This is a genomic window from Arthrobacter sp. Y3224198 (assembly GCF_059090025.1).
On the sequence record NZ_JBNHFG010000001.1, the window covers coordinates 1 to 21,939 of the forward strand.

18 protein-coding genes and 1 pseudogene are annotated in these 21,939 nt (G+C 66.4%); 13 read left to right on the plus strand and 6 right to left on the minus strand.

The window, feature by feature from the left end:
• Both AC5RUF_RS00005 and AC5RUF_RS00010 read right to left on the minus strand, forming a co-directional pair.
• Positions 1 to 212, minus strand: a pseudogene (locus AC5RUF_RS00005) (hypothetical protein); the annotation flags it as partial.
• Positions 209 to 973: an alpha/beta hydrolase gene (locus tag AC5RUF_RS00010; RefSeq protein WP_493998623.1), complete on the minus strand. Its 765-nt coding sequence runs from the start codon at positions 971 to 973 to the stop codon at positions 209 to 211. The pseudogene AC5RUF_RS00005 and the gene AC5RUF_RS00010, both read right to left, overlap by 4 nt.
• A gap of 168 nt (positions 974 to 1,141) precedes the next feature.
• Between AC5RUF_RS00010 and AC5RUF_RS00015 the strand changes: the two genes are divergently transcribed.
• Complete coding sequence (locus AC5RUF_RS00015; RefSeq protein WP_494129284.1) at positions 1,142 to 2,083, plus strand: lysophospholipid acyltransferase family protein; 942 nt, start codon at positions 1,142 to 1,144, stop codon at positions 2,081 to 2,083.
• Between the two features lie 98 nt (positions 2,084 to 2,181).
• The gene (locus AC5RUF_RS00020) at positions 2,182 to 3,582 is read left to right on the plus strand and encodes a class II 3-deoxy-7-phosphoheptulonate synthase (protein ID WP_493997039.1); all 1,401 of its coding nucleotides are present in this window, start codon (positions 2,182 to 2,184) and stop codon (positions 3,580 to 3,582) included.
• A 94-nt stretch (positions 3,583 to 3,676) separates the two neighbouring features.
• On the opposite strand, the gene AC5RUF_RS00025 is transcribed toward AC5RUF_RS00020, so the two are convergent.
• Both AC5RUF_RS00025 and AC5RUF_RS00030 read right to left on the minus strand, forming a co-directional pair.
• Positions 3,677 to 5,809: a Stk1 family PASTA domain-containing Ser/Thr kinase gene (locus tag AC5RUF_RS00025; RefSeq protein WP_494129285.1), complete on the minus strand. Its 2,133-nt coding sequence runs from the start codon at positions 5,807 to 5,809 to the stop codon at positions 3,677 to 3,679.
• A gap of 81 nt (positions 5,810 to 5,890) precedes the next feature.
• On the minus strand, positions 5,891 to 7,219 hold the full coding sequence (locus AC5RUF_RS00030; RefSeq protein WP_494129286.1) for a LysM peptidoglycan-binding domain-containing protein: 1,329 nt from the start codon (positions 7,217 to 7,219) through the stop codon (positions 5,891 to 5,893).
• Between the two features lie 307 nt (positions 7,220 to 7,526).
• Between AC5RUF_RS00030 and AC5RUF_RS00035 the strand changes: the two genes are divergently transcribed.
• A complete protein-coding gene (locus AC5RUF_RS00035) occupies positions 7,527 to 7,880 on the plus strand; it encodes an Rv2175c family DNA-binding protein (RefSeq protein ID WP_493997042.1) in 354 nt (117 codons plus the stop codon).
• Between the two features lie 221 nt (positions 7,881 to 8,101).
• Here AC5RUF_RS00035 and AC5RUF_RS00040 read toward each other — a convergent pair whose 3' ends face one another.
• Together AC5RUF_RS00040 and AC5RUF_RS00045 are read right to left on the minus strand one after the other, a co-directional pair.
• Positions 8,102 to 9,277, minus strand: coding sequence for a polyprenyl synthetase family protein (locus tag AC5RUF_RS00040; protein WP_494129287.1), 1,176 nt, complete (start codon positions 9,275 to 9,277; stop codon positions 8,102 to 8,104).
• A 3-nt stretch (positions 9,278 to 9,280) separates the two neighbouring features.
• The gene (locus tag AC5RUF_RS00045) at positions 9,281 to 9,793 is read right to left on the minus strand and encodes a hypothetical protein (protein WP_494129288.1); all 513 of its coding nucleotides are present in this window, start codon (positions 9,791 to 9,793) and stop codon (positions 9,281 to 9,283) included.
• A 105-nt stretch (positions 9,794 to 9,898) separates the two neighbouring features.
• Here AC5RUF_RS00045 and dinB point away from each other — a divergent pair, with 105 nt between their 5' ends.
• The 10 genes from dinB (at position 9,899) to murD (ending at position 21,938) form a co-directional block, all read left to right on the plus strand.
• The gene (gene dinB, locus AC5RUF_RS00050; RefSeq protein WP_493996705.1) at positions 9,899 to 11,122 is read left to right on the plus strand and encodes a DNA polymerase IV; all 1,224 of its coding nucleotides are present in this window, start codon (positions 9,899 to 9,901) and stop codon (positions 11,120 to 11,122) included.
• A 189-nt stretch (positions 11,123 to 11,311) separates the two neighbouring features.
• Positions 11,312 to 11,686, plus strand: coding sequence for an SCO2097 family morphological protein (locus AC5RUF_RS00055; protein WP_493996706.1), 375 nt, complete (start codon positions 11,312 to 11,314; stop codon positions 11,684 to 11,686).
• A gap of 283 nt (positions 11,687 to 11,969) precedes the next feature.
• Entirely contained in the window at positions 11,970 to 12,401 is a 432-nt protein-coding gene (gene mraZ, locus AC5RUF_RS00060) for a division/cell wall cluster transcriptional repressor MraZ (protein ID WP_493996707.1), read from the plus strand.
• Between the two features lie 194 nt (positions 12,402 to 12,595).
• Entirely contained in the window at positions 12,596 to 13,594 is a 999-nt protein-coding gene (gene rsmH, locus AC5RUF_RS00065; RefSeq protein ID WP_493996708.1) for a 16S rRNA (cytosine(1402)-N(4))-methyltransferase RsmH, read from the plus strand.
• Positions 13,594 to 14,307, plus strand: a complete 714-nt coding sequence (gene ftsL / locus AC5RUF_RS00070; RefSeq protein WP_494129289.1) for a cell division protein FtsL — start codon at positions 13,594 to 13,596, stop codon at positions 14,305 to 14,307. The genes rsmH and ftsL overlap by 1 nt, the downstream gene beginning before the upstream one ends.
• A gap of 45 nt (positions 14,308 to 14,352) precedes the next feature.
• The gene (locus tag AC5RUF_RS00075; protein ID WP_493996710.1) at positions 14,353 to 16,134 is read left to right on the plus strand and encodes a peptidoglycan D,D-transpeptidase FtsI family protein; all 1,782 of its coding nucleotides are present in this window, start codon (positions 14,353 to 14,355) and stop codon (positions 16,132 to 16,134) included.
• 16 nt (positions 16,135 to 16,150) lie between these two features.
• Positions 16,151 to 17,782: a UDP-N-acetylmuramoyl-L-alanyl-D-glutamate--2,6-diaminopimelate ligase gene (locus AC5RUF_RS00080; protein WP_494129290.1), complete on the plus strand. Its 1,632-nt coding sequence runs from the start codon at positions 16,151 to 16,153 to the stop codon at positions 17,780 to 17,782.
• Positions 17,783 to 17,788: 6 nt separating this feature from the next.
• Positions 17,789 to 19,294, plus strand: coding sequence for a UDP-N-acetylmuramoyl-tripeptide--D-alanyl-D-alanine ligase (locus AC5RUF_RS00085; protein WP_494129291.1), 1,506 nt, complete (start codon positions 17,789 to 17,791; stop codon positions 19,292 to 19,294).
• Positions 19,291 to 20,394, plus strand: coding sequence for a phospho-N-acetylmuramoyl-pentapeptide-transferase (gene mraY / locus AC5RUF_RS00090; RefSeq protein WP_493998102.1), 1,104 nt, complete (start codon positions 19,291 to 19,293; stop codon positions 20,392 to 20,394). The genes AC5RUF_RS00085 and mraY overlap by 4 nt, the downstream gene beginning before the upstream one ends.
• The gene (murD, locus tag AC5RUF_RS00095; RefSeq protein WP_493998103.1) at positions 20,391 to 21,938 is read left to right on the plus strand and encodes a UDP-N-acetylmuramoyl-L-alanine--D-glutamate ligase; all 1,548 of its coding nucleotides are present in this window, start codon (positions 20,391 to 20,393) and stop codon (positions 21,936 to 21,938) included. Before mraY ends, murD begins: the two co-directional genes overlap by 4 nt.
• Position 21,939 lies beyond the last annotated feature (1 nt).

The following is a 21,939-nucleotide window of genomic DNA, read 5'->3' on the forward strand; positions in this document are numbered from 1 at the left end:
GCCCGGGTGCGCTCGGCGGGGGTTCCGGCGTCCGGCGCCGCTGCCGGCGCTGCTGGTACCTCCGGGCCGGACGGAGCCTCCGGGCCCGGTGCGGGGGGCCCGGCGTCGGGGGCCGCGGGACCGCCGTCGTCCATTTCTTCCAGGCGGGCCACCAGATCTTTCCAGACCTCTTCGTCCGTGGACTCGTTGTGTTCCGGCTCGCGGTCAGTCATGAACGCACTCCGGTGCTGACCTTTTGGATGAACTCATGCGAGCGGTCGAAAATCAGCGGCGCGTCATGGTCCATGGTTGCCACGTGGTAGCTGTTCTCCAGCGGCACCACTTCCAGGTCCGCGTTCACCAGCCGGCGGCGCAGCAGGTCCATGCTGGACTCAGGAACCACCGCGTCCACCCGCGAGCGGAACGCCAGCACCGGGGCGGTGACCGCCGGGAGGGACGCCGCGGTGTCCCGGAAGAGCTTGCCGAGCTGGTGCACCGCCCCAACCGGAGTCCGTGCGTAGGCGCCTTCATCCTGGCCCTCGAGCCGGATGTCGTTGCCGATGGCCGGTACCGATTTCATGACGTGTTTCAGCAGTCCGGAATACCGGGCCCGGGGGTCTGCGAACGTCAGCCCCGGATTCACCACGACGACGCCGGCCACCGGCCGGTGTGCGGCCAGGCGCAGTGCCAGTGCACCTCCCATGGACAGTCCGGCGGAGACAACACACTCCGTGCGTGTGCTGAGGGAGGAATAGGCCTGCTCGTATTCCTCATACCACCGCTGCCATGGAGTGCGGGCAAGTTCCTGCCAAGTGGTCCCATGCCCGGGCAGCAGGGGCAGGGCCACCGCGTAGCCTTGACCGGCAAGGTGGCGCGCCCAGGCTGCCAGGCTAACCGGGGACCCGGTAAAACCGTGGCTGAGAAGCACGCCCACGCCCGCGTTGGGACCATGCCCCTCATAGGAAAAGGCTTCGGCGCCGGGGAGGGAAGTCATACCTCTATGGTTGCATTAGCGGGGCTGTTTTCCACCCCGGCAGGGGCAAACTATTCACAGGCGCCGCACGCCGGAATTAACGGGCGGGGAACAGCGCGCATACAGTAGAGTCTGGGGAACCAAACAGGTCCCTAGTTTTAGTCTTGTCCGGACGGGAGATCAGGCCGCGTGTTCTATTGGGTGATGAAGACGATTTTCATCGGGCCGGTGGTAAATCTTCTCTTCAGGCCGTGGGTTAAGGGAATGAACAACATCCCCGAAACCGGCCCTGCCGTCCTGGTGAGCAATCATCTGTCCTTTTCCGACTCGATCTTCCTGCCGCTGGCCGTGCCGCGGCCGGTGAGCTTCCTGGCCAAGAGCGACTATTTCAACGGCAAGGGCATCAAGGGGAAACTGACAGCTGCCTTCTTCCGGCTGTCCAACCAGCTGCCCATGGACCGCTCCGGCGGCGCTGCCTCCGCCACGTCCCTCAAGGCAGGCGTCGACGTGCTGGAAAACGGGGGACTGCTGGGTATCTACCCCGAAGGAACCCGCAGCCCGGACGGCCGCCTCTACCGCGGCAAGACCGGCGTGGCCAAGCTGGTGCTCTCCACCGGGGTGCCCGTTATTCCGGTGGCGATGATCGGCACCGACAAAGTTCAGCCGATCGGGCGCAGGATCCCCAACATCCGCCGCATCGGCATCATCGTCGGCGAACCCCTGGATTTCTCCCGCTATGCGGGCCTGGAAAATGACCGGTTCATCCAGCGCTCCGTCACGGACGAAATCATGTACGAGCTGATGCGGCTGTCCGGCCAGGAATACGTGGATGTCTACGCCAGCACGGTCAAGGACAAGCTGGCCGCCCGGAAGGGCGGAAAGGCGGCAGAGGCCCGCAGTGCGGCCGTACGCCTCACCACCTCCGCGGATGCCGCCTCCGGGACGGGATCCGCCACCGGAGGTTCCGAGCTGCCCGACGAAGCCGGCGACAAGCTGCCGGGTACCGTCACCGTCATCGGATCGCAGCCGGCGAAGCCGGGCGCGGAACCGGTGAAGCCGGACACGGCGGACGGTGCGGATGAGGCGCCCGGGACCGGGAACGGCGGAACCCGGCGGTCCCACACCGCCTAGGAGCCGGTGCGCCGTCCGGCACCGCGCCGTATTGCGTGGACCGGCGGCGAATATGACGCGCTTGTTTGATCCCGGCGGGCAGCCAGTAGGCTTAAGTCGTGACTTACTCACCTGTAGACAGCGACTCAACCCCCACCACCCTTTCCGGAGCGGCGGCGACTTCCGCCAGCCACCCCGAGCTGGATAACTGGCGCTCCCTTCCGATCGGCCAGCAGCCGTCCTGGCAGGATGATCCGGGGTATAGGGCCGCCATCGAAGAGCTTTCGATGGTGCCGCCGCTCGTCTTTGCCGGTGAAGTGGACGTCCTGCGTTCCCGCCTGGCTGAAGCTGCCCAGGGGCGGGCGTTCCTGCTGCAGGGCGGTGACTGCGCGGAGACCTTCGAGGCCGCGACCGCGGACAAGATCAGCGCGCGTGTACGCACCCTGCTGCAGATGGCGGTGGTACTGACCTACGGTGCCTCGGTACCGGTGATCAAGATGGGCCGGATGGCGGGGCAGTTCGCCAAGCCGCGCTCCTCCAACGATGAGACCCGTGACGGCGTCACTCTCCCTGCCTACCGCGGGGACATGGTCAACGGCTTCGATTTCACTCCCGAGTCCCGCCGGCACGATCCCGCACGGATGGTCCGCGCCTACCACACGTCCGCTTCCACCTTGAACCTGATCCGCGCCTTCACCCAGGGCGGCTTCGCGGACCTTCGGCTGGTGCACCACTGGAACAAGGGCTTCACCTCCAACCCGGCACACTCCCGCTACGAGTCCCTCGCCCGGGAAATTGACCGCGCCGTGCGGTTCATGGATGCCTGCGGTGCCGACTTTGAAGCACTGAAGCGGGTGGAGTTCTTCGCCAGCCACGAGGCACTGCTTCTGGACTACGAGCGTGCCCTCACACGCGTGGACTCGCGGACCGGCCAGCCGTACGACACCTCAGGGCACTTCCTCTGGATCGGGGAGCGGACCCGCGACCTGGACTCGGCACACGTGGATTTCCTCTCCCGGGTACGCAACCCCATCGGCGTGAAGCTTGGCCCCAGTACCAGTGCCGAGGATGCCCTGGCCCTGATCGACAAGCTCGATCCGAACCGCGAACCCGGCCGGCTCACCTTCATCACCCGGATGGGCGCCCGGAACATCCGGGAGAAGCTGCCCCCGCTGGTGGAAAAGGTCACCGCCTCCGGCGCCAAGGTCCTGTGGGTGACGGATCCTATGCACGGCAATACCGTGACCTCGCCGAACGGGTACAAGACCCGCAACTTCGACGACGTAATGGATGAAGTCCGCGGGTTCTTCGAAGTCCACGATTCCCTGGGCACCTTCCCGGGCGGAATGCACGTGGAAATGACCGGCGACGACGTGGCGGAGTGCCTCGGCGGAGCGGACCCCATCGACCAGGAAGCCTTTGCCGAGGGGTACGCCTCGGTCTGTGACCCGCGGCTGAACCACATGCAGTCACTGGAAATGGCGTTCCTCGTGGCGGGTGCGCTGTCCCGCAGGGGCTAGCGGTTCCGGCTGCCCACAAAACAGGGCCTGTCTGGAAGGAGTTTCCTTCCAGACAGGCCCTGTTTGACGTCCCCATCGGTTGCCCGGCAGGGACCTAGACCACCTTGAGGGTGACGGTTGAGCCTTCCGGCGCCGTGCCGGCGCCCGGATCCTGGTCCCGGACCAGGCCCAGCAGCCCGCCCAGCAGGTTCTCCACATTTACCGTGAAGCCGCGGCTTTCCAGGTCCGCCTTCGCGTCCTCGGCGCGGCGGCCCACGTAATTGGGGACCTCGACCATCCGCGGTCCCATCGAGATGGTCAGCGTTACGGTGGAGCCGCGTTCCAGGAGGCCCGATGCCGGGGTCTGCGACACTACTGCCCCGGCGGGAACGGTAGCGCTGTTGACCTTGTCCGGAGCCATTGCGGCCGTGAGGCCCGCGGCCTCGATGGCCTTCACGGCCGCGTCCTCGGACTGCCCGGTGACGGCGGGAACCTCCACCGGCGCGGGCCCCTTGGACACCGTGATGTCCACGGGGGAGCCCAGGCGCAGTTGCGTGTCCGGCAGCGGCTGCTGGCTGATGATTTTGCCGATTTCGACGCTTTCGCTGTATTCCTCGGCCACGGTGCCCAGGACCAGCTGCGCATCGGCGAGGTCGGCCTCGGCGGACTCCACGCTACGCTGCACGATATTCGGTACGGAGAACAGCTGCGGGCCCTTGGAGACCAGCAGGGTGACCGGCTGGAACCGGCGGATTTCCCGGGTGGCCTCCGGATCGGTGCCCACGGCCAATCCGGCCGCCACCACTTCGTCGAACACCTCATTGGTGGTGTAGGTCAGCCCGGCATCGCCCAGCTGCACGCCGGCCTCTTCGACGGAGACGTTGCTGACATCGGGTACGGAGACCAGCGCTCCGGGGCCGGCGCCGAAGAACCACCCGGCAAATGCCGCCGCAGCCAGGAGGACTGCCACCAGCACACCCAGGAGGATGCCCCGGCGCCGGGGTTTTCCGCTGCGCAGGGCTACCTGGGGACGGTGTGCCTTGCGGTCGGTTTCCCGCATCCTGTCGCGGTCTTCCCGCTTCTCCAGCCGGCGCCGGGCGCGGGCACTGAGCCCGTCGCCGTCCGCGTCCGCATAGCCGTCGTCGGCTTCCCCGTCCCCGTCGGTATCGTCGCCGTCTCCGGTGTACCCGTGGCTGCCTGCCGGGAACACAGTGGTGGCGTTGTCGGTGCGGCTGATCACCTCGGTGTGGTTGCCATCGGAGGCCCCCTGGCCCGTGGCGGAGGCGTCGATGACGCTGGTGGCGGCACCGGCGGAGAGGACCTGCGTGGCACCGGAGATCACTTCGGTGGCAGCGTCGGGCGCGCCGTCCGGTCCTGCGGGCGGGCAGTGGAAGTCCAGCTCTTCGTCGCTGAGGGACGTACGGATATGGCGCAGTTCACCCAGCAGTGCCCGGCCGTTGACAGGGCGGTCCTCGGGGTCCCGGGCGGTGCACCAGCGGACCAGCTCATCCAGGTCCTCGGCCAGTCCCGGGCAGAGCGCAGAGGGTGCCGGGACGGAGGAGTGGACATGGGCGAAGGCCACCTGAATGGGGACGTCGCCGGTATAGGGCTGGCGCCCGGTGAGCATCTCGTACAACATGATGCCGGCGGAGTAGACATCGCTTCGTTCGTCGGCACCCCCGCCGGTCACGAGTTCAGGGGCCAGGTAGGCCACCGTCCCCACCAGGGTTCCGGTGTTGGTGCTGGTGGATACCGCCCGCGCCAGGCCGAAATCGGCGATCTTGATCCGGCCGTTGTCCGCCAGCAGGACGTTCTCCGGCTTGACATCGCGGTGGACGAGGCCGGCGTCGTGCGCTGCGGCCAGGCCTTCAACCACGGCGTCCATCAACGCAAGGGCCAGCCGGGGGGAGAGGGAGCCGCGCTCATCCAGCAGGCCGCGCAGGGTCCTGCCGGGCACGTACTCCATCACCAGATAGGCCAGGTTGTCCGCGATGCCCTGGTCCAGCACGCCCACCACATGCGGATGGGAGAGGCGGGCGGCGGATTTGGCTTCGCTTTCGAAACGGCGGAGGAACCCCCGGTCCGCAGCCAGGTGGGGATACAGCACTTTGAGCGCCACGTCACGGTCCAGCCGGCGGTCGGTAGCCAGATACACGGTGGACATACCGCCGCGGGCAATCAGGGACCTGACGTGGTAGCGGTTATCTACCAGCGTCTCTACCAGGGAGTCTTTCACGGGCTCATGCACTCTTCGATCCTAATGGGGGTAAGCGAAAGGGTCCGGATCGACACCCGATCCGGACCCAACCGCAACACTTCCGAAGCGTCCCTACTGGAAGGACGCCCGGTGCGCGAGCACGGAGTTTACGTAGCCCCGGGTATCGGCAAACATGCCGTATGTGTTCACGGAGTACTGGCCCTGGTAGTAGGACGCGATGGCGGTCTCCAGGCTGTCGCTGCTGCGGACCAGCGCGCTGATGATGGCGACGCCGGCCGTGGCGTTGTCGTAGGGATCCAGCAGGTTCAGCTGACGGCCCACAAGCTGCGAGGCCCATTCGCCCGAGGAGGGGATAACCTGCATGGTGCCGATGGCGTTTGCGGGGGAAACCGCACGCTGGTCAAAACCGGACTCCTGGAGGGCAAATGCCTGGGCCAGGGCCGGATCAACACCCATCTGGGCAGCCGTGTCAGCCACGATCTGCTGCATCTGCGCGCGGCTGGGAACGGGCAGGGAATTCAGGGTCTGCTTGTTCAGGTTGGCGCCGGCAACAACGTGCTCGGGGTAGGTGTAGTGCAGGAAGGTGCTGGGCACCAGGTCCGTGGGCGCCGCGGTGACCGGAGCAGAGGACGCAAGGCTGACGGTGCTGTCGCTGATGCTGATCTGCTGGCCCGGGTGGATAACCGAGGTCAGGGAAAGGCCGTTGGCGGCCAGGACCGAGGACAGGCTGACGCCGTGGCGCGCTGCGATGCCGCTGAGGGTATCGCCGGAAACCACCGTGTATGTGGCAGCGGTGCCTGCGGTGGAGGCAACCTGGACATCCGCCGGGGCAGCGGTGGGGGCCGTGGGAGCAGGGGCTGCTCCGTCCACGCGGATGGTCTGTCCGGGGTAAATGATGGAGGTGAGGCTCAGGCCGTTTGCGGACAGCACGCCGGAGAGGCTGACGCCGTGGCGGGCCGCGATGCCGCTGAGGGTATCTCCGGAGACAACGGTGTAGGTGCCGGCGGATGCCGCGGGGGCCGCGGGGGCCGCGGGAGCCGCCGGTGCTGCCGGTGCGGAGGCACCGGTCAACCGGAGATCCTCGCCGGCGAAGATCAGGGAAGTGGGCTGCAGGTTGTTCACGCGGAGGACTTCCGTCACCGAAAGCCCGTACTGAGCGGCAATCGAGGTGACGGTGTCGCCGCGGACAATGCGGTGGGTGGCAGGGACCGCGGACTCGGCAGGAAGAGTGGCGGGAACCTGAGTGGCCAGCTGGGAGGCGGCGACGCCGGTTGCTGCGCCGGTGTTCAGGTTCTTGATTGCCTGGAGGGGCATCTGGGGAAACAGCGTGTTCTGCGGGGCTGCAGGTGCGGCGGCGGCCGGCTCGGCAACGGCCAGCGCGGACATCATCACTGCGGGAATGGCGGCCGTGGTCACCGCGACACTCAGTTTGCGCGGCATTCCGGAACCAGCGGGACGTGCGCCTTGCGTTCCCGTTGTCGACGATGCGTTCATATGGTGCTGTTTCCTCATCTGTGATGGCTGCGGCCTTTACCGCAATCCTTGGGACTAAAAACAAGTGATGGAGCTTTGGTGCTGTTAATTCTGTTACTACTGTTGTTTAAGTTACTTGTGTGACTTTAGGTACTCCTGTGAATTTACACCAAGCGACCGCGGGCACAATACCTGAGTAGTCCTTTTTGTGTTTCAGTTAGGCCACTAATCGGCCAAGTGGCCCGCGGCACCCCGGGCATGGCACCCTTGAAGGGTGAATGAACTCCAGGAACTCGTTTCCGACTGGCTGACCCTGCCCGATGTGGCTGAACAACTCGACCTCCCTATTAACAAGGTGCATAGCCTGCTGGAGGAGCGCGCCCTGGTGGCCGTCCGCTTGGGCGAGCGGAAGATCCGCAGCATCCCCGCCGCCTTCATTGTCGACGGCGCAGTCCTCGACAGCCTGAAGGGCACCATCTCGGTACTGCATGACGCCGGGTTCGAGGACGACGAGATGATCCGCTGGCTTTTCACGGCAGATGAAACCCTGCCCGGCCGCCCCGTGGACGCACTCCGTGAAGGACGCAAGACCGAGATCCGCCGCCGCGCGCAGGCTCTCGCCTGGTAACCCTGCCTCGTTACGGCAGGAGGACCGGAACCCGGTAACACCTGTCACCGGCAGCATTGTCATAAGCGGACCTAATGACAAGCGCACTTAATATGCGGACTCTATAAACAGATGAGCCGCCACGTCGTTGACGTGGCGGCTCTGCTGTTGCCGGATTGTGCTGTTGCCGGAACGTGCTGCGTCCGGGATCCCGCTCCTGTTCCGTGCGCCGGCTGCGGGCTTCAGGAACTGCGCTTGACGGCTGCGTGCGCCAGCGCGTCCAGGGCAGCGCGGGAGACATCGTCCAGCGGCAGGTCGGCCAGGGCCGAAAAGGCCGCTTCGGTGTGCTGCGTAATGAGCTCTTCCGTGGCTGCCAGGGCACCGGTATCCCGGATGATTCCGCGCAGCAGTTCCACGCCGTCGTCGTCCAGGCCCGGGTCGCCGAGCCGCGCGGCAATCTCCCGGCGGACGTCCTCCCCTCCGGCGGACAGGGCATAGGCCACCAGGACCGTCCGCTTGCCTTCCCGCAGGTCGTCACCGGCCGGCTTACCCGTGGTCTGCGGATCCCCGTAGACCCCCAGGACATCGTCGCGCAGCTGGAAGGCTTCGCCGAGCGGCAGGGAGAACCGGGAGTATCCGGCAAGAAGCTCAGGTTCCGCTCCGGCCAGCGCCCCGCCGAGGGTCAGCGGATGCTCCGTGGTGTACTTCGCGGCCTTGTAACGCAGGATGTTCCGGGCCCGGATGACCGCGTGCTCGGGTTCATGGCTGGGGCCGACAACTTCTTCGAGGATGTCCAGGTACTGCCCGGCCATGACCTCCGTGCGCATCCGGTTGAAGATGCGCCGCGCCGGGGTCCCGTGGGCGGCGCGTTCCCCGACTGCCGAGAACATCTCCTCGCTGAGGGAAAGGCACAGATCGCCGGCCAGGATCCCGGCCGAGGAGCCGAAATGCGAGCCGTCCAAATGCCAGTTGGAATCGGCATGGGTCAGTGAGAAGGACCGGTGGACGCTCGGTCCGCCGCGGCGGGTGTCCGACCGGTCGATGATGTCATCGTGGATCAGGGCGGCACTTTGGAACAGTTCCAGGGCCACGCCCGCGCGGACCGCACAGGCGTCCAGTGCGGTGCCGCCGGCACCGCGCCATCCCCAGTAGGCCAGCAGGGCCCGGAGGCGTTTTCCGCCGCGGGCCAGGTTGTGGACCGCATCAAGCAGCGGAACGGCTTCGGCAGACACCTCGGCCAGGACCGAGTGCTGAACGGCCAGGAAGTCTTCCAGTTCGCTGCCGAGCAGGTGGCGGTAGGCAGCCTGCTCATCGGCGGCCGCCCGGGCGGCCGCTGCTGCGACTCCGGCGTTGGGCAGGGGAGCCACGGAACCGGGGGCGCCGGCGGATGCCGGGTCAGGGGTGCTGGCGGCAGTCATGGGCTACTTGTCCGTTTCGGTGGTGAGGGTGGAGCCGACAGTCACCGTGGCACGGCCGCCGTCCTTGACGATCACAGTAATATTCACGGTCTCGGGCTCGGCGGTGGCGGCGCGGACATAGTCCCGGGACGAGGGAGCCCCGCCCGCCGCGGGCGCGGCCGCGAACCCCTGTCCGGTGAGCGCCGCGTCGTAGAACGCGAGGATGTCGGCAACGGGCGCGGGGGAGGAAGCCACCAGGACGGAGGTCACCGTCCGGCCGGATCGGTCCACGGTACTCGAGAGGATATCCGCCCCGTCCATCACCGGGATCCGGTCCGCGGGGAAACCATCCGCCAGCGCCACCGGTGTGGCGGCGGCGGCGGAGGAGGAGACCGGCCCGGAGGTTGCGGCCGCGGAAGCCGGGGTGGACGGCGCGACGGCGGAAGCGGAGGGCGAAACCGCCGCTTCGCCGTTGTCGCATCCGGCGACAGCCAGCAGCAGGGATGCAGCGGTGAGTGCAGTAAGGGGCTTTTTCATCTGTTTCCGCATCAGTGGGGGGCAGGGGCCTGCACCCCAGTCTAGGCGACCGGGAGTCCGGGACGCCGAAGGCGAAAAGGGGGCGGGGGTGGCTACGATGAGAGCGTGAGCAATGGCCCCGATGCAGACAGCGGTAACCGTGACTGCACCATCATGCATGTGGATATGGACGCCTTCTACGTCTCCGTTGAGTTGCTCAAGCGTCCGGAACTGGTGGGCAGGCCGGTAATCGTTGGCGGGCTCGGGGGCAGGTCCGTTGTCCTGTCCGCATCCTATGAAGCACGCCGCTTCGGGGTGCGTTCGGCCATGCCCATGGCCATTGCCCGCCGGCAGTGCCCTCAGGCGGTGGTGCTGGAACCGCACCAGGAGGTCTACCGCTCCTTCTCCAAGCAGCTGATGGAGATTTTTGAGTCCATCACTCCGCTGGTGGAGCAGCTCAGCGTGGATGAAGCGTTCCTGGACATTTCAGGGTCGATGCGCAGGCTGGGGCCCCCGCGGGTCATCGGGGAACTCATCCGCAAGCGGGTGGCCGCCGAACTCGGGATGACCGCCAGCGTGGGAATTGCCGCCACCAAATTCGTGGCCAAGATTGCCTCCACACGCTGCAAGCCCAACGGGTTGCTGCTGGTGCCCAGGGAGCAGACCGTGGACTTCCTCCACACCCTGGATGTCTCCGCCCTGTGGGGCGTGGGCGCCAAGACGCGTGAAGTGCTGGCCCGCGTGGGTATTGCCACCGTGGCAGACGTAGCCAACACCCCGCCAAGCGTGCTGCGCCGGTTGCTGGGCGCCACCGGTGAACACGTGTATGAACTGTCCTGGGGGCGGGACGCCAGGGCTGTCACCCCGGTGCGCAGGGAGAAGAGTATCGGTGCGGAAGAGACCTTTGCCCGGGACGTCAGCGAGGACGAGGTGCTCCACACGGAACTGCTCCGCCTGGCGCACCGAAGCGCTGTGCGGCTGCGTGCCGCGGACCTGCAGTGCCGGGCGGTGTCCCTGAAGCTGAGGTACACGGACTTCACTACGCTGACACGCAGCCGCACCCTCACCGAGCCGGTGGACAGTGCGCAAATGATCTACGAGGCGGCGAAGGGTCTGCTGGCGTCACTGGGACGCAGGCCCCAGAGTGTTCGGCTGATCGGGCTTCGGGCCGAACAGCTAGAACCGGCACAGGGTGCAGCCATGCAGCTCACGCTGGACGGGCGCGAAGACAACTGGCGCTCGGCGGAGGACGCGCTGGACCAGATCAACCGGAAGTTCGGCGAACTGGGGGTTGTCCCGGCCCGGCTGATCCCTCCGTCGGCCCGCAAGCCACCGTCGGAAACGCCGTAACAGGCGCGGTGGAACCGGCCTGGAGGCCTACGCGGCCGAATACGTACACAGGCCGCTTTCGTGCGGACCCGTTGCCACCTATCCTTGGACTAAGTGCAAAGCAGCAGCGAGCCTGCGCAGGGAACACCCGGCGCCGCATGTTCGTTGGTTGGTTTACAGGGGCAGAAACCGGACGGCAAGGAGGCAGCAATGGCACTCTCGGAACACGAGCAGCGCTTGCTGGATCAACTGGAGCAACAACTACACGCCGAAGATCCGAAATTCGCGAATTCCATGGCGACATCCGCCGGCCGCGGTATTTCAACCCGGCGCATCGTCCTGGGGGCCCTGATGGCCGTGGCTGGACTGGCGGTGCTGCTCCTGGGTATTACCGAAGCCGGAATAGCGGTGGGTGTCATTGGATTCCTCGTCATGGGCGCCGGGGTCTACTACGCCACCACCCGCGGCCGGAAGAGTCCGCCCAAACCCGCGGACGGCCGCAAGGAACGTGAGTCCAGCACCCAGCGCGGCTTTATGAACAACCTGGAAAACAAGTGGGATGAGCGTAAGCGCGACCAGCCCTGACGTCCTGTTCCTCCGGTCCGCTCCCGGACCAACAGCTTCGCTAAAAGGATCCGCTCCGGCGGGTCCTTTTTTCTGTGCCGGCACGCCAACAGGTTCCCCAAATCCCTCCACTGCACTCCACCTCCGCTGTTTCCCCGGAATGACGCGGTTTTTGCGGCGCGGCGCGCCCGGAAACAGATAGCGCAAATCGTTGACTGTGGAGGGAAGTGGAGTAAAGTGGGGGACATAAGAGGGTAGGGGCGGTACTCGAGGGGTTTCCCCTAATCGGACGGGGTGGTGAGTGATGTTCCTGGGAACACATTCACCGCGTCTCGATGAGAAGGGGAGGCTGATCCTGCCGGCCAAGTTTCGCGAGGAACTGGCTGACGGCCTTGTCCTGACCAGGGGTCAGGAACGCTGCATCTACGTCTTCAGCCAGAAGGAATTCGAACGGGTCCATGACCAGATGCGGGAAGCTCCACTTTCCTCCCGCCAGGCACGCGACTACATTCGGGTCTTTTTGTCCGGAGCCTCTGACGAAGTCCCAGACAAGCAGGGCCGGGTCACCATCCCGCCGGCCCTCAGGTCGTATGCAGGACTCGGACGCGAGCTCGCCGTTATCGGTGCAGGAACGCGGGCCGAGATCTGGGATGCAACCGCCTGGCAGAACTACCTGGAAGAACAGGAAACCGCATTCTCCGAAACGGATGAGGACGCGATTCCCGGCATCTTCTAGGTGCACAACCCGCAATGACCACACCAGCACCAGCGGCCGGTCCTTGAATGAGATCTCCAGCCGCCCCACCGCACGCTTTCCTGGCTTCCCTTCCCCGGAGCCAGGCGGCTTTGACCGGTGAGGCGCGGATGGGGGCCTGATCCAAGAACCGGCAGCGGATGCCGGAACAACTATGTACGGAAGGAACGCCTCAGATGAGCGAAGAGCGCCCCACCGAGGAACGGCATGTTCCGGTGCTGCGCGACCGCTGCATCAACCTCCTGGCACCCTCGATCGAACGCGCGGTCGCGGAGAACGGACGCGCAGTGGTTGTGGATGCAACCCTGGGCATGGGCGGACACAGCGAAGCCATGCTGCAGCGGTTCCCCCAGCTGCACCTGATCGGCATCGACCGTGACCAGCAGGCCCTGGCCCTGGCCGGCAAGCGGCTCGAGCCGTTCGCTGACCGGACGGACCTGGTTCACGCCGTCTATGACGAGATAGCCGACGTCGTGAGGGACCTGGGCTTTGAGGGCATCGACGGCGCCCTGTTCGATCTTGGCGTGTCCTCGCTCCAGCTGGATGAACGGGACCGCGGCTTCGCCTACTCCTATGACGCTCCGCTGGACATGCGCATGGACACCACGCGCGGACGCACCGCGGCCGACGTCGTCAACACCTACAGCGAAGCCGAACTGGTCAGCATCATCCGGAAGTGGGGCGAGGAGAAGTTCGCCGGCCGCATTGCCTCGGCGATCGTTGCCACCCGGTCCACTCAGCCGTTCAGCACCACCGGAGAGCTGGTCGAGACCATCCGCAAGGTGGTCCCCGCTGGAGCGGCCCGCACCGGCGGCCACCCCGCCAAGCGGACGTTCCAGGCCCTGCGCATCGAAGTGAACGAGGAACTGGACGTCCTGGAGCGCGCCATTCCGGCGTCGCTCGAGGTGCTTAACGTCGGCGGCCGCGTGGTGGTCATGTCCTACCACTCGCTGGAGGACAAGATCGTCAAGGGCGTTTTCGCCGCCGGGGCACGTTCCTCGGCGCCCAAGGGTTTCCCCGTTGAACTCGAACAGCACAAGGCCCAGCTCACCAGGCTGACCAAGGGCACCGAAGTGCCCACTGACGAGGAAATCGCAGAGAACCCCCGGGCAGCGTCCGCCAAGCTCCGGGCAGTAGAACGAATCCGCAAACCCATGGATGGGGCCTCGAAATAATGAGTGAACGTCGGCCTTCGGCACGATTCGCAACCGGCCGGGCAACGGCCCCCACCGTGGGCAATACCGCCCGCGCGTTGGACTGGGATACCGCCGCACCCGCTCCTGCGCCGAGGCGGCGCACCCCGTTGTCGGTGGTGCCTGCCGCAACACGCCGCAGGCGCACCCCCTTCGCCGTCGTCTGTTTCGCCGCCCTCGTCCTGGGACTGGCATCCGTGCTGCTCCTGAATATCTCGGTATCCAGCGGCCAGTACGAGCTGGTGCAGCTGCAGGGGCAGCAGGCCGAACTCGCGCAGCGCAACGAAGCCCTGACCCAGGAAATCGAAAACCACCAGGCACCGCAGGTCCTGGCCGCCGCCGCCGGAGAGCTGGGAATGGTGTCCTCACCCACCTTCGGCACCATCGACCTGGAAACCCTCGCGGTCACCGGCACTCCGGAAGCCGCCAAGGACGGCGACCCGGCGAAGTCGCTGATCGGCGCCCCGAACGTATTGACATCACCGATCACCCCCGCGCCTTCCGTCGTTCCGGCCGAATCCCGCGATACGGTAAGGGCAACCGAGGCGCAGGAAGAAGCGGGTACCCGGGAAGCAGACCCGGCCCCCACCGTGCAGCCGGCCGCCCCGGCCGCACCTCCCGCACCCGAAGACGTTCCCGAAAGCGAGCTGAACGGCGGAACCATCCCGGTTCCCGCGCAGAAAAACGGAAACTGATCCAGGCCGGCAGGCATCGAATTTAGGCATTAACGAGGACACGTTGTGGCAAACACATCCGGCCCGGACAACCACAGAGTGGCCATCGTAGCGAGGCGGCTGCGCGTGGGAATGGTTATCGCCCTCGCGCTGCTGACAGTGCTGGGGCTGCGCCTTTTCCAGGTGCAGGCGCTGGACCCGGACGGCATGGCGCAGGCCGCCGTCGACAAACGGCTGGTCAACGTCACCGTTCCCGCCCTGCGCGGAAGCATCCTCGATGCCAAGGGCAACTATTTGGCACGCAGCGTCGAGCGCTTCGACATTGTGGTGGACCAGCGTCTCTCGCAGGACATAGGCGGGACCTACAAGCGCCGGGATGCCGCGGGGGCCCTGCAGGAAATCACCTTCGACCAGGCCTTCGACGAGCTTTCAGCCATTTTAGGACAGGACCCGGAAACCCTCCGCGCCTCAGTGCTGGGGGAGAAGGGGTTCAACTTCGTAGCCAAGACCGTAACCCCGGAAATCAAGGAGAAGGTCCTGGCGGTGAAGTTCCCGGGTATCTACGCGGACCGCACCACCCTGCGGACGTACCCGTCCGGGGCTGTGGGCGGTTCCGTGGTCGGCTTCCTTGGCACCGAAGGCGCCCAGGAGGGCCTTGAACTGACCCAGGACGAAATCCTGGCAGGCAAGGCCGGCAGCAAGACCTATGAAATCGGCGGCGACGGCATCCGCATCCCGTATGCCACGAACGAAGACGAGCCTGTCCGGGACGGGCAGTCCATCAAGCTCAGCATTGACCAGGACCTGCAGTGGTTCGCCCAGCAGACCATCGCCGCGCAGGTGGAGGAATACCGTGCGGAGTGGGGCAACATCGTAGCGATGGAAGTCGAGACCGGCAGAGTGGTTGCCCTTGCCGAATCGACCACGGTGGACCCCAACAATCCGGGGGCAACGCCGGCAGACTCGCGTAAGGCCCGTTCCGTGACCGATTCATTCGAGCCCGGTTCCACCACCAAGGTCATCACCATGGCCGCGGCCATCGAAGAGGGGATCATCACCCCGGCATCCCAGTTTGAACTCGAGCCCACCTACACGGTGGAGGGCCAGACCTTCAAGGACGCCAACCCCCACGGAGTGCTCCATATGACTTCCTCCGGCATCCTGGCCAAATCGCTGAACACCGGCACGGTGATGATCGGGCAGCAGCTGACGCCCCGGGAACGCTATGACTGGCTCCGGAAGTTCGGAATCGGCCAGCCCCTCAACGTCGGGCTGAACGGTGAGACTTCCGGACTGCTCGCCGAACCTGATGACTGGGACACCCGGCAGCAGTACACCGTGCTCTTCGGGCAGGGCCTGACCCAGACCGCACTGCATACGGCGAGCGTCTACCAGACCATTGCCAACGACGGCGTGCGGCTCCAGCCGAGCATCATCGATGCGGTGGTTGACGAGGACGGCACCGAGCATCCCGTGGAGAAGGCCGACGGCACCCGGGTGGTTTCGACCGAGACCGCCACGCAGGTGCAGCACATGCTGGAGACCGTGACCAAGGACGGCTCCGGTGCCAGCGGTGCGCTGAAACAGTACCGTGTCGGTTCCAAGACCGGTACGGCGGAGGCCCCCGGAGCCAACGGCGGCTACGACGGCTACACCCTCTCCTATGCTGGTATTGCACCCATGGACGATCCCAAGTACGTGGTTGTGGTTACCCTCCAGCGGCCGCAGGGCGATCTGTACTACATCGTGCCGGGCCAGTCCTTCCAGAAGGTCATGGAGCAGGTGCTGGTCAGCAACAACGTACCGCCGTCCACGGGCGAACCGGAGACCTACCCCATTGAGTACTAATTCCTGGAGCAACGAAGTGCCAACAAGTGAAAATCAGCCGTCGGGTTCCGGGCTTCGTCCGGCTGCCGTGGAGCCGATCACCGTGCGTGCGGCGGTGGACCGGTTGCCGGCCGCCCTGCGGGATATTGTGCCCGCTGCCGGGACAGCGGACACGGCCTGGGGCACGGAGCTGACGGGCCTGACCATCAACTCCCGGGAGGTGCAGCCCGGAGACCTGTACGTGGGCGTTCCCGGGGCACGCCACCACGGCGCCCGCTTTGCCGCCGCCGCTGAACAGGCCGGGGCAGCCGCTGTCCTGACCGACGCCGACGGCCTGGCACACACCGGCAGCCTGGGCATCCCGGTGTTCACCGCGTCCGAAGTCCGCCGGCTGGTGGGCCCGCTGGCCGCCGCCGTCTTCAATAGCATGCCCGCGGACGGCAGCCGTCCGGTGCTGCTGGGCATTACCGGGACCAACGGGAAGACCACCACTTCCTACTTCGTCAATTCCCTGCAGCAGGCGCTGGGCCGCAGCACCGGACTGATCGGCACCATCGAGATCCTTGCCGGCGGCGAGTCCATCCCGAGCGTGCTGACCACCCCGGAATCGCCGCAGGTGCACGGACTGCTGGCGCTCATGCGCGAACGCGGGCTGGATGCCGCCACCATGGAAGTCTCTTCCCACGCGATCACCTACCGCCGCGTGGACGGCGTCCGCTTCGACGTGGCAGGGTTCACCAATCTCACCCAGGACCACCTGGACCTGCATGGGTCCATGGAGGAGTACTTTGCGGCCAAAGCCGCTCTGTTCCAGCCGGAACTCTCCCGCCGTGCCGTGGTGACTGTTGACGACGAATGGGGGGTCCGCATGGCGGAACGGGCCGGCGTGCCCGTAACCACCCTGTCCACCGACGGCGGCACGCACGACGCCGACTGGAACGTCACCGAGGCGGCGCCGCGCGGACTCGGGCACTCCTTTGTGCTCTGCGGTCCCGCCGGCGAACGGCTGCGCGTGTCCACGGCCCTGCCCGGCGGCTTCAATGTCTCCAACGCTGCCCTGGCCACCGTCATGTTGCTCGCCTCCGGCGTGCCCGCGGCAGCCGTGCAGGAGGCCCTGGACACCCACGATCCGTTCACCGTCGAAGTTCCCGGGCGGATGCAGCTGATCGGCGAGGCGCCCGCGGCCATTGTTGATTTTGCGCACAACCCCGACGCCCTGACCCGCACCCTCGCCGCAGTCCGGGGCCCGGACAGCGGCAGCAGGGTGATTGTGGTCTTCGGCGCCACCGGGGAGCGTGACCAGACCAAGCGCCCCCTGATGGGTGCCATTGCCGCACGCCTCGCCGACGTCGTCGTGGTGACGGACGACGATCCGCACGGCGAGGACGCCGCGGCCATCCGTGCCGACGTCCTTCGGGGTGCCGAAGCGGCCCGGTCCGGTGAAGACCTTTCCTGCCTCATCGAGGAAGTTGCTCCGCGGGCCGCAGCGATCAACCGCGCCGTTGAACTTGCCCGGCCGCAGGACACGGTCCTGGTGGCCGGACGCGGCCACGAGGTGTGGCAGGAAGTGATGGGGGAGAACCTTGCCCTGGACGACCGGGTGGAGCTGCGCCGGGCTTTGACAAGATACGGATTCAGTGCCCTTTCGAGCGACGGGGTAGAGTCCTAAATCGTTATGATTGAACTTAATGCAGCCGAAATAGCGGCAATCACGGGCGGAAAGCTCATTGGTCCGGCCGCGGAAAACCCGGGCCTCACCGTGAATTCCGCCACCTCGGACTCCCGTGAGGCGTCCGAGGGCTCGCTCTTCATAGCCAAGCCGGGGGAATACTCCGACGGCCATCTCTTTGTGGGGGCGGCCTTTGAACGCGGGGCCGCACTGGCGCTGGTGGAACGTCCGGTAACCGACGACGCCGGGGCTCCTTACCCCGCCGTGGCGGTGCCCGACGCCGTGCTGGCCATGGGTGTCCTGGCGGCGGAAATCGTCCGCCGGCTCCGCGCCCACGGCGAGCTGACCGTCATCGGCATCACCGGATCCGCCGGAAAGACCACCACCAAGGACCTGCTGGCCGGCGTGCTGTCCGCTGCCGGACCTACCGTGGCGCCCATCGGCTCCTACAACGGTGAAGTCGGGCTCCCGCTGACCGTCTTTACGGCCGACTACGGCACGCGCTACCTCGTGATGGAAATGGGTGCCACCCGGATCGGCAACATCCGGTACCTGGCCGACATGGTGAAGCCCGACATCGGGGTTGTCCTGTTTGTCGGATCGGCCCACGCCGGAGAATTCGGCGGAGTGGAAAACATTGCCATTGCCAAGGGCGAGCTGGTGGAGGCGCTGCCGGCCGGCGGCACCGCCATCCTCAACGCGGACGACGTCCGGGTGGCCGCGATGGCCTCCCGCACCTCGGCGCCCGTCCTCTACTTCACCTCCTCGCCGGAGGAGGCACACGGCGCCAAGAACGCAGTCCGCGCACTGGATGCACGGACCGACGCCGAGGGCCGGCCGGTCTTTACGCTGCTGCTGCCCGACGGCGCACAGCACGAGATCCGCTCCGGACTGATCGGCGCCCACCACACAGCCAACCTGCTGGCCGCAGCCGCAGCGGCCTACGCGGCGGGTATCAGCGGTGAACAGATTGCCGCGGGCCTTTCCGGCCGCGCCGCCGCCAGCCGCTGGCGGATGGAACGGACGGACCGGGCGGACGGCGTCACCGTCATCAACGACGCCTACAACGCCAACCCGGAGTCCATGCGCGCTGCGCTGCGTACGCTTGCCGAACTCGGCCGCGAACGCCGGACCTGGGCGGTACTGGGCGAAATGCTCGAACTCGGGGAAGACTCCGTCACCGAGCACGACGCGATCGGCCGGTACGTCGTCCGGCTCAACATCTCCAAACTCATTGTCGTGGGCACCGGTGCCCGCGCCATGCACACCGGTGCGGTCATGGAGGGCTCGTGGGGGGACGAGTCCACCTTCGTGGAGACCGCGGAGGATGCCGAGCGCATCCTCGCGGAATCCCTGGCGCCCGGCGACCTTGTCCTGTTCAAATCCTCCAACGGGGCAGCCCTGCGCTACCTCGGCGATCGGATAGCCTTGGCCCCTGTAACACCGTCCGCACCATCTGACTCGGCCTCCCGGCCGGCACCTGCCGACAGGACCGGAGGCGAGAACCTGTGATCTCCCTGCTTGTGGGGTCCGCGCTGGCCCTGGTCTTCGCCTTTGCCGGCACGCCCCTCTTCATCCGTTTCCTGGTCCGCAAGGGATACGGCCAGTTTGTCCGCGACGACGGCCCCACCTCGCACCACACCAAACGCGGCACCCCCACCATGGGCGGCGCCGTCATCGTCGCCTCGGTGGTGGCTGCCTACTTCATCACCCACCTCATCAGCGGCATGCTCGGCTCGGGCTCGTTCAGCCCGACGGCGTCGGGCCTGCTGGTCCTGCTGCTCACGGTGGGCATGGGGTTGGTCGGTTTCATCGACGACTACACCAAGATCTCGAAACAGCGCAGCCTCGGCCTGAACGCGACCGCCAAAATCATCCTGCAGGCTGCAGTGGGCATTGCCTTCGCCATCCTTGCCCTGCAGTTCCCCAATGACCAGGGCCGGACACCGGCATCCACCGCGGTGTCCTTCATCCGCGACACCGGTTTTGACCTGGCCTTTGCCGGGACGGTCATCGGCGCCATCCTGTTCGTGATCTGGTCCAGCCTCATCATTACCGGCACCACCAACGGGGTGAACCTGGCCGACGGCCTGGACGGCCTGGCGGCGGGCGCCTCGATACTGGTCTTCGGGGCGTACTTCCTGATCGGCATCTGGCAGTTCAACCAGAGCTGCGGCTCCGCGGATGCAGGCGGGGTCTGCTACGAAGTCCGCGACCCCATGGACCTGGCACTGCTCGCCGGCGCCATGGCCGGTGCCCTGGTCGGCTTCCTGTGGTGGAACACGGCACCGGCAAAAATCTTTATGGGCGACACCGGCTCCCTGGCCATCGGCGGCGCCATCGCAGCCTTCGCGATCCTCTCCCGCACCGAGCTGCTGCTCGTGATCCTGGCAGGCCTGTTCGTGATCATCACGCTCTCGGTCATCATCCAGGTGGGCTACTTCAAGATCAGCGGCGGCAAGCGCGTCTTCAAGATGGCACCGCTGCAGCACCACTTCGAGCTCAAGGGCTGGGCGGAAGTCACCGTGGTGGTCCGGTTCTGGATCATTGCCGGATTGTGCGTCGCCGCGGCACTGGGCATCTTCTATGCAGATTGGGTGGTAGGACAGTGAGTGCTCCCCTGGAGGAACTGACAACCTGGGACGCGGACTGGGCCGGGCTGCGTGTGGTGGTCACGGGCATCGGCCTTTCCGGCTTCTCCGCAGCGGACACGCTGGTGGAACTCGGCGCCCGCGTTGTGGTGGTGGACGCGCGCGACACGGAGGAAAACCGTGCCAAGGCCGACACCCTGAAGATTGTCGGGGCAGCAGAGGTCCTGCTGGGGGCCGACGCCGTAGCGGATCTGCCGCTCATTGACGGGCAGGCCCCCGATCTGGTGGTGACGTCCCCGGGGTTCCGGCCGACGCACCCGGTGCTGGTGGCCGCCGCCGCTGCGGACATTCCGGTCTGGGGCGACGTCGAGCTGGCATGGCGGGTACGCATCCGCGAGGGCCGCAAGACCGCCCAGTGGCTGGCGATCACCGGAACCAACGGCAAGACCACCACTGTGTCCATGACCGAAAGCATGCTCCGCGCCGCAGGGCTGCGGGCAGTGGCTGCAGGCAACGTGGGCACCCCGATCCTGGACGCCATCCGGGATCCGGAGGGTTACGACGCCATTGCCGTGGAACTTTCCAGCTTCCAGCTGCACTGGACACACTCCATCTCTCCGCTGGCCAGCGTGTGCCTGAACATTGCCGAGGACCACGTGGATTGGCACGGCTCCTTTGAGGCGTACCTGGCCGACAAGGCCAAGGTGTACGAGAACACGCAGGTGGCGTGTATCTACAACGCCGAACAGTACGAGACCGAGCACATGGTCGAGGAAGCCGACGTAGTGGAAGGCTGCCGCGCCATCGGTTTCACGACCGGCGTCCCGGCAGTCAGCATGGTGGGTGTGGTCGAAGGCCTGCTGGTTGACCGGGCCTTCATCGAACAGCGCAAGGACTCGGCAGCCGAACTTGCCGCCATGGCGGACCTCGGTGAATATGCGCCGCGCCACATGGTGGCCAACGCACTGGCGGCAGCGGCCCTGGTCCGCGCGTACGGCGTTGAACCCGCTGCCGTCCGCGACGGGCTGCGCGCCTACTCGCCGGGCGACCACCGGATCCAGCCGGTGGCCCGGTTGGAAGACATCCTTTGGGTCAACGATTCCAAGGCAACCAATCCGCATGCGGCATCGGCATCGCTTGCCGCCTTCAGCAGCGTTGTCTGGATTGCCGGAGGCCTCTCCAAGGGTGTCGGGTATGACGACCTGATTGCCGCGCACCGGGACCGGTTGAAGGCAGTGGTGCTGATCGGTGTATCGACGCAGGACCTGCAGGAGTCGCTGGCAAGACACGCACCGGATGTGCCCGTGATCCACGCACTGGCAGAGCAGACTGGTGGGGACCCGGTGTCCGTAACCAGCGCTGAAGAGATCATGGTCCGGGCCGTCGCAGCGGCAGCCGCCGTCGCGGAAGCCGGTGACACGGTCCTGATGGCCCCGGCTGCGGCCTCCATGGACCAGTTCACGTCCTACGCCCACCGCGGAGAGGCTTTTATCGAAGCCGTCGCCGGGTATGTGGGGGAGCAGCAGGAGATACCGGGACAGAGCCAGACCCCAAAGGAGCCCTAGA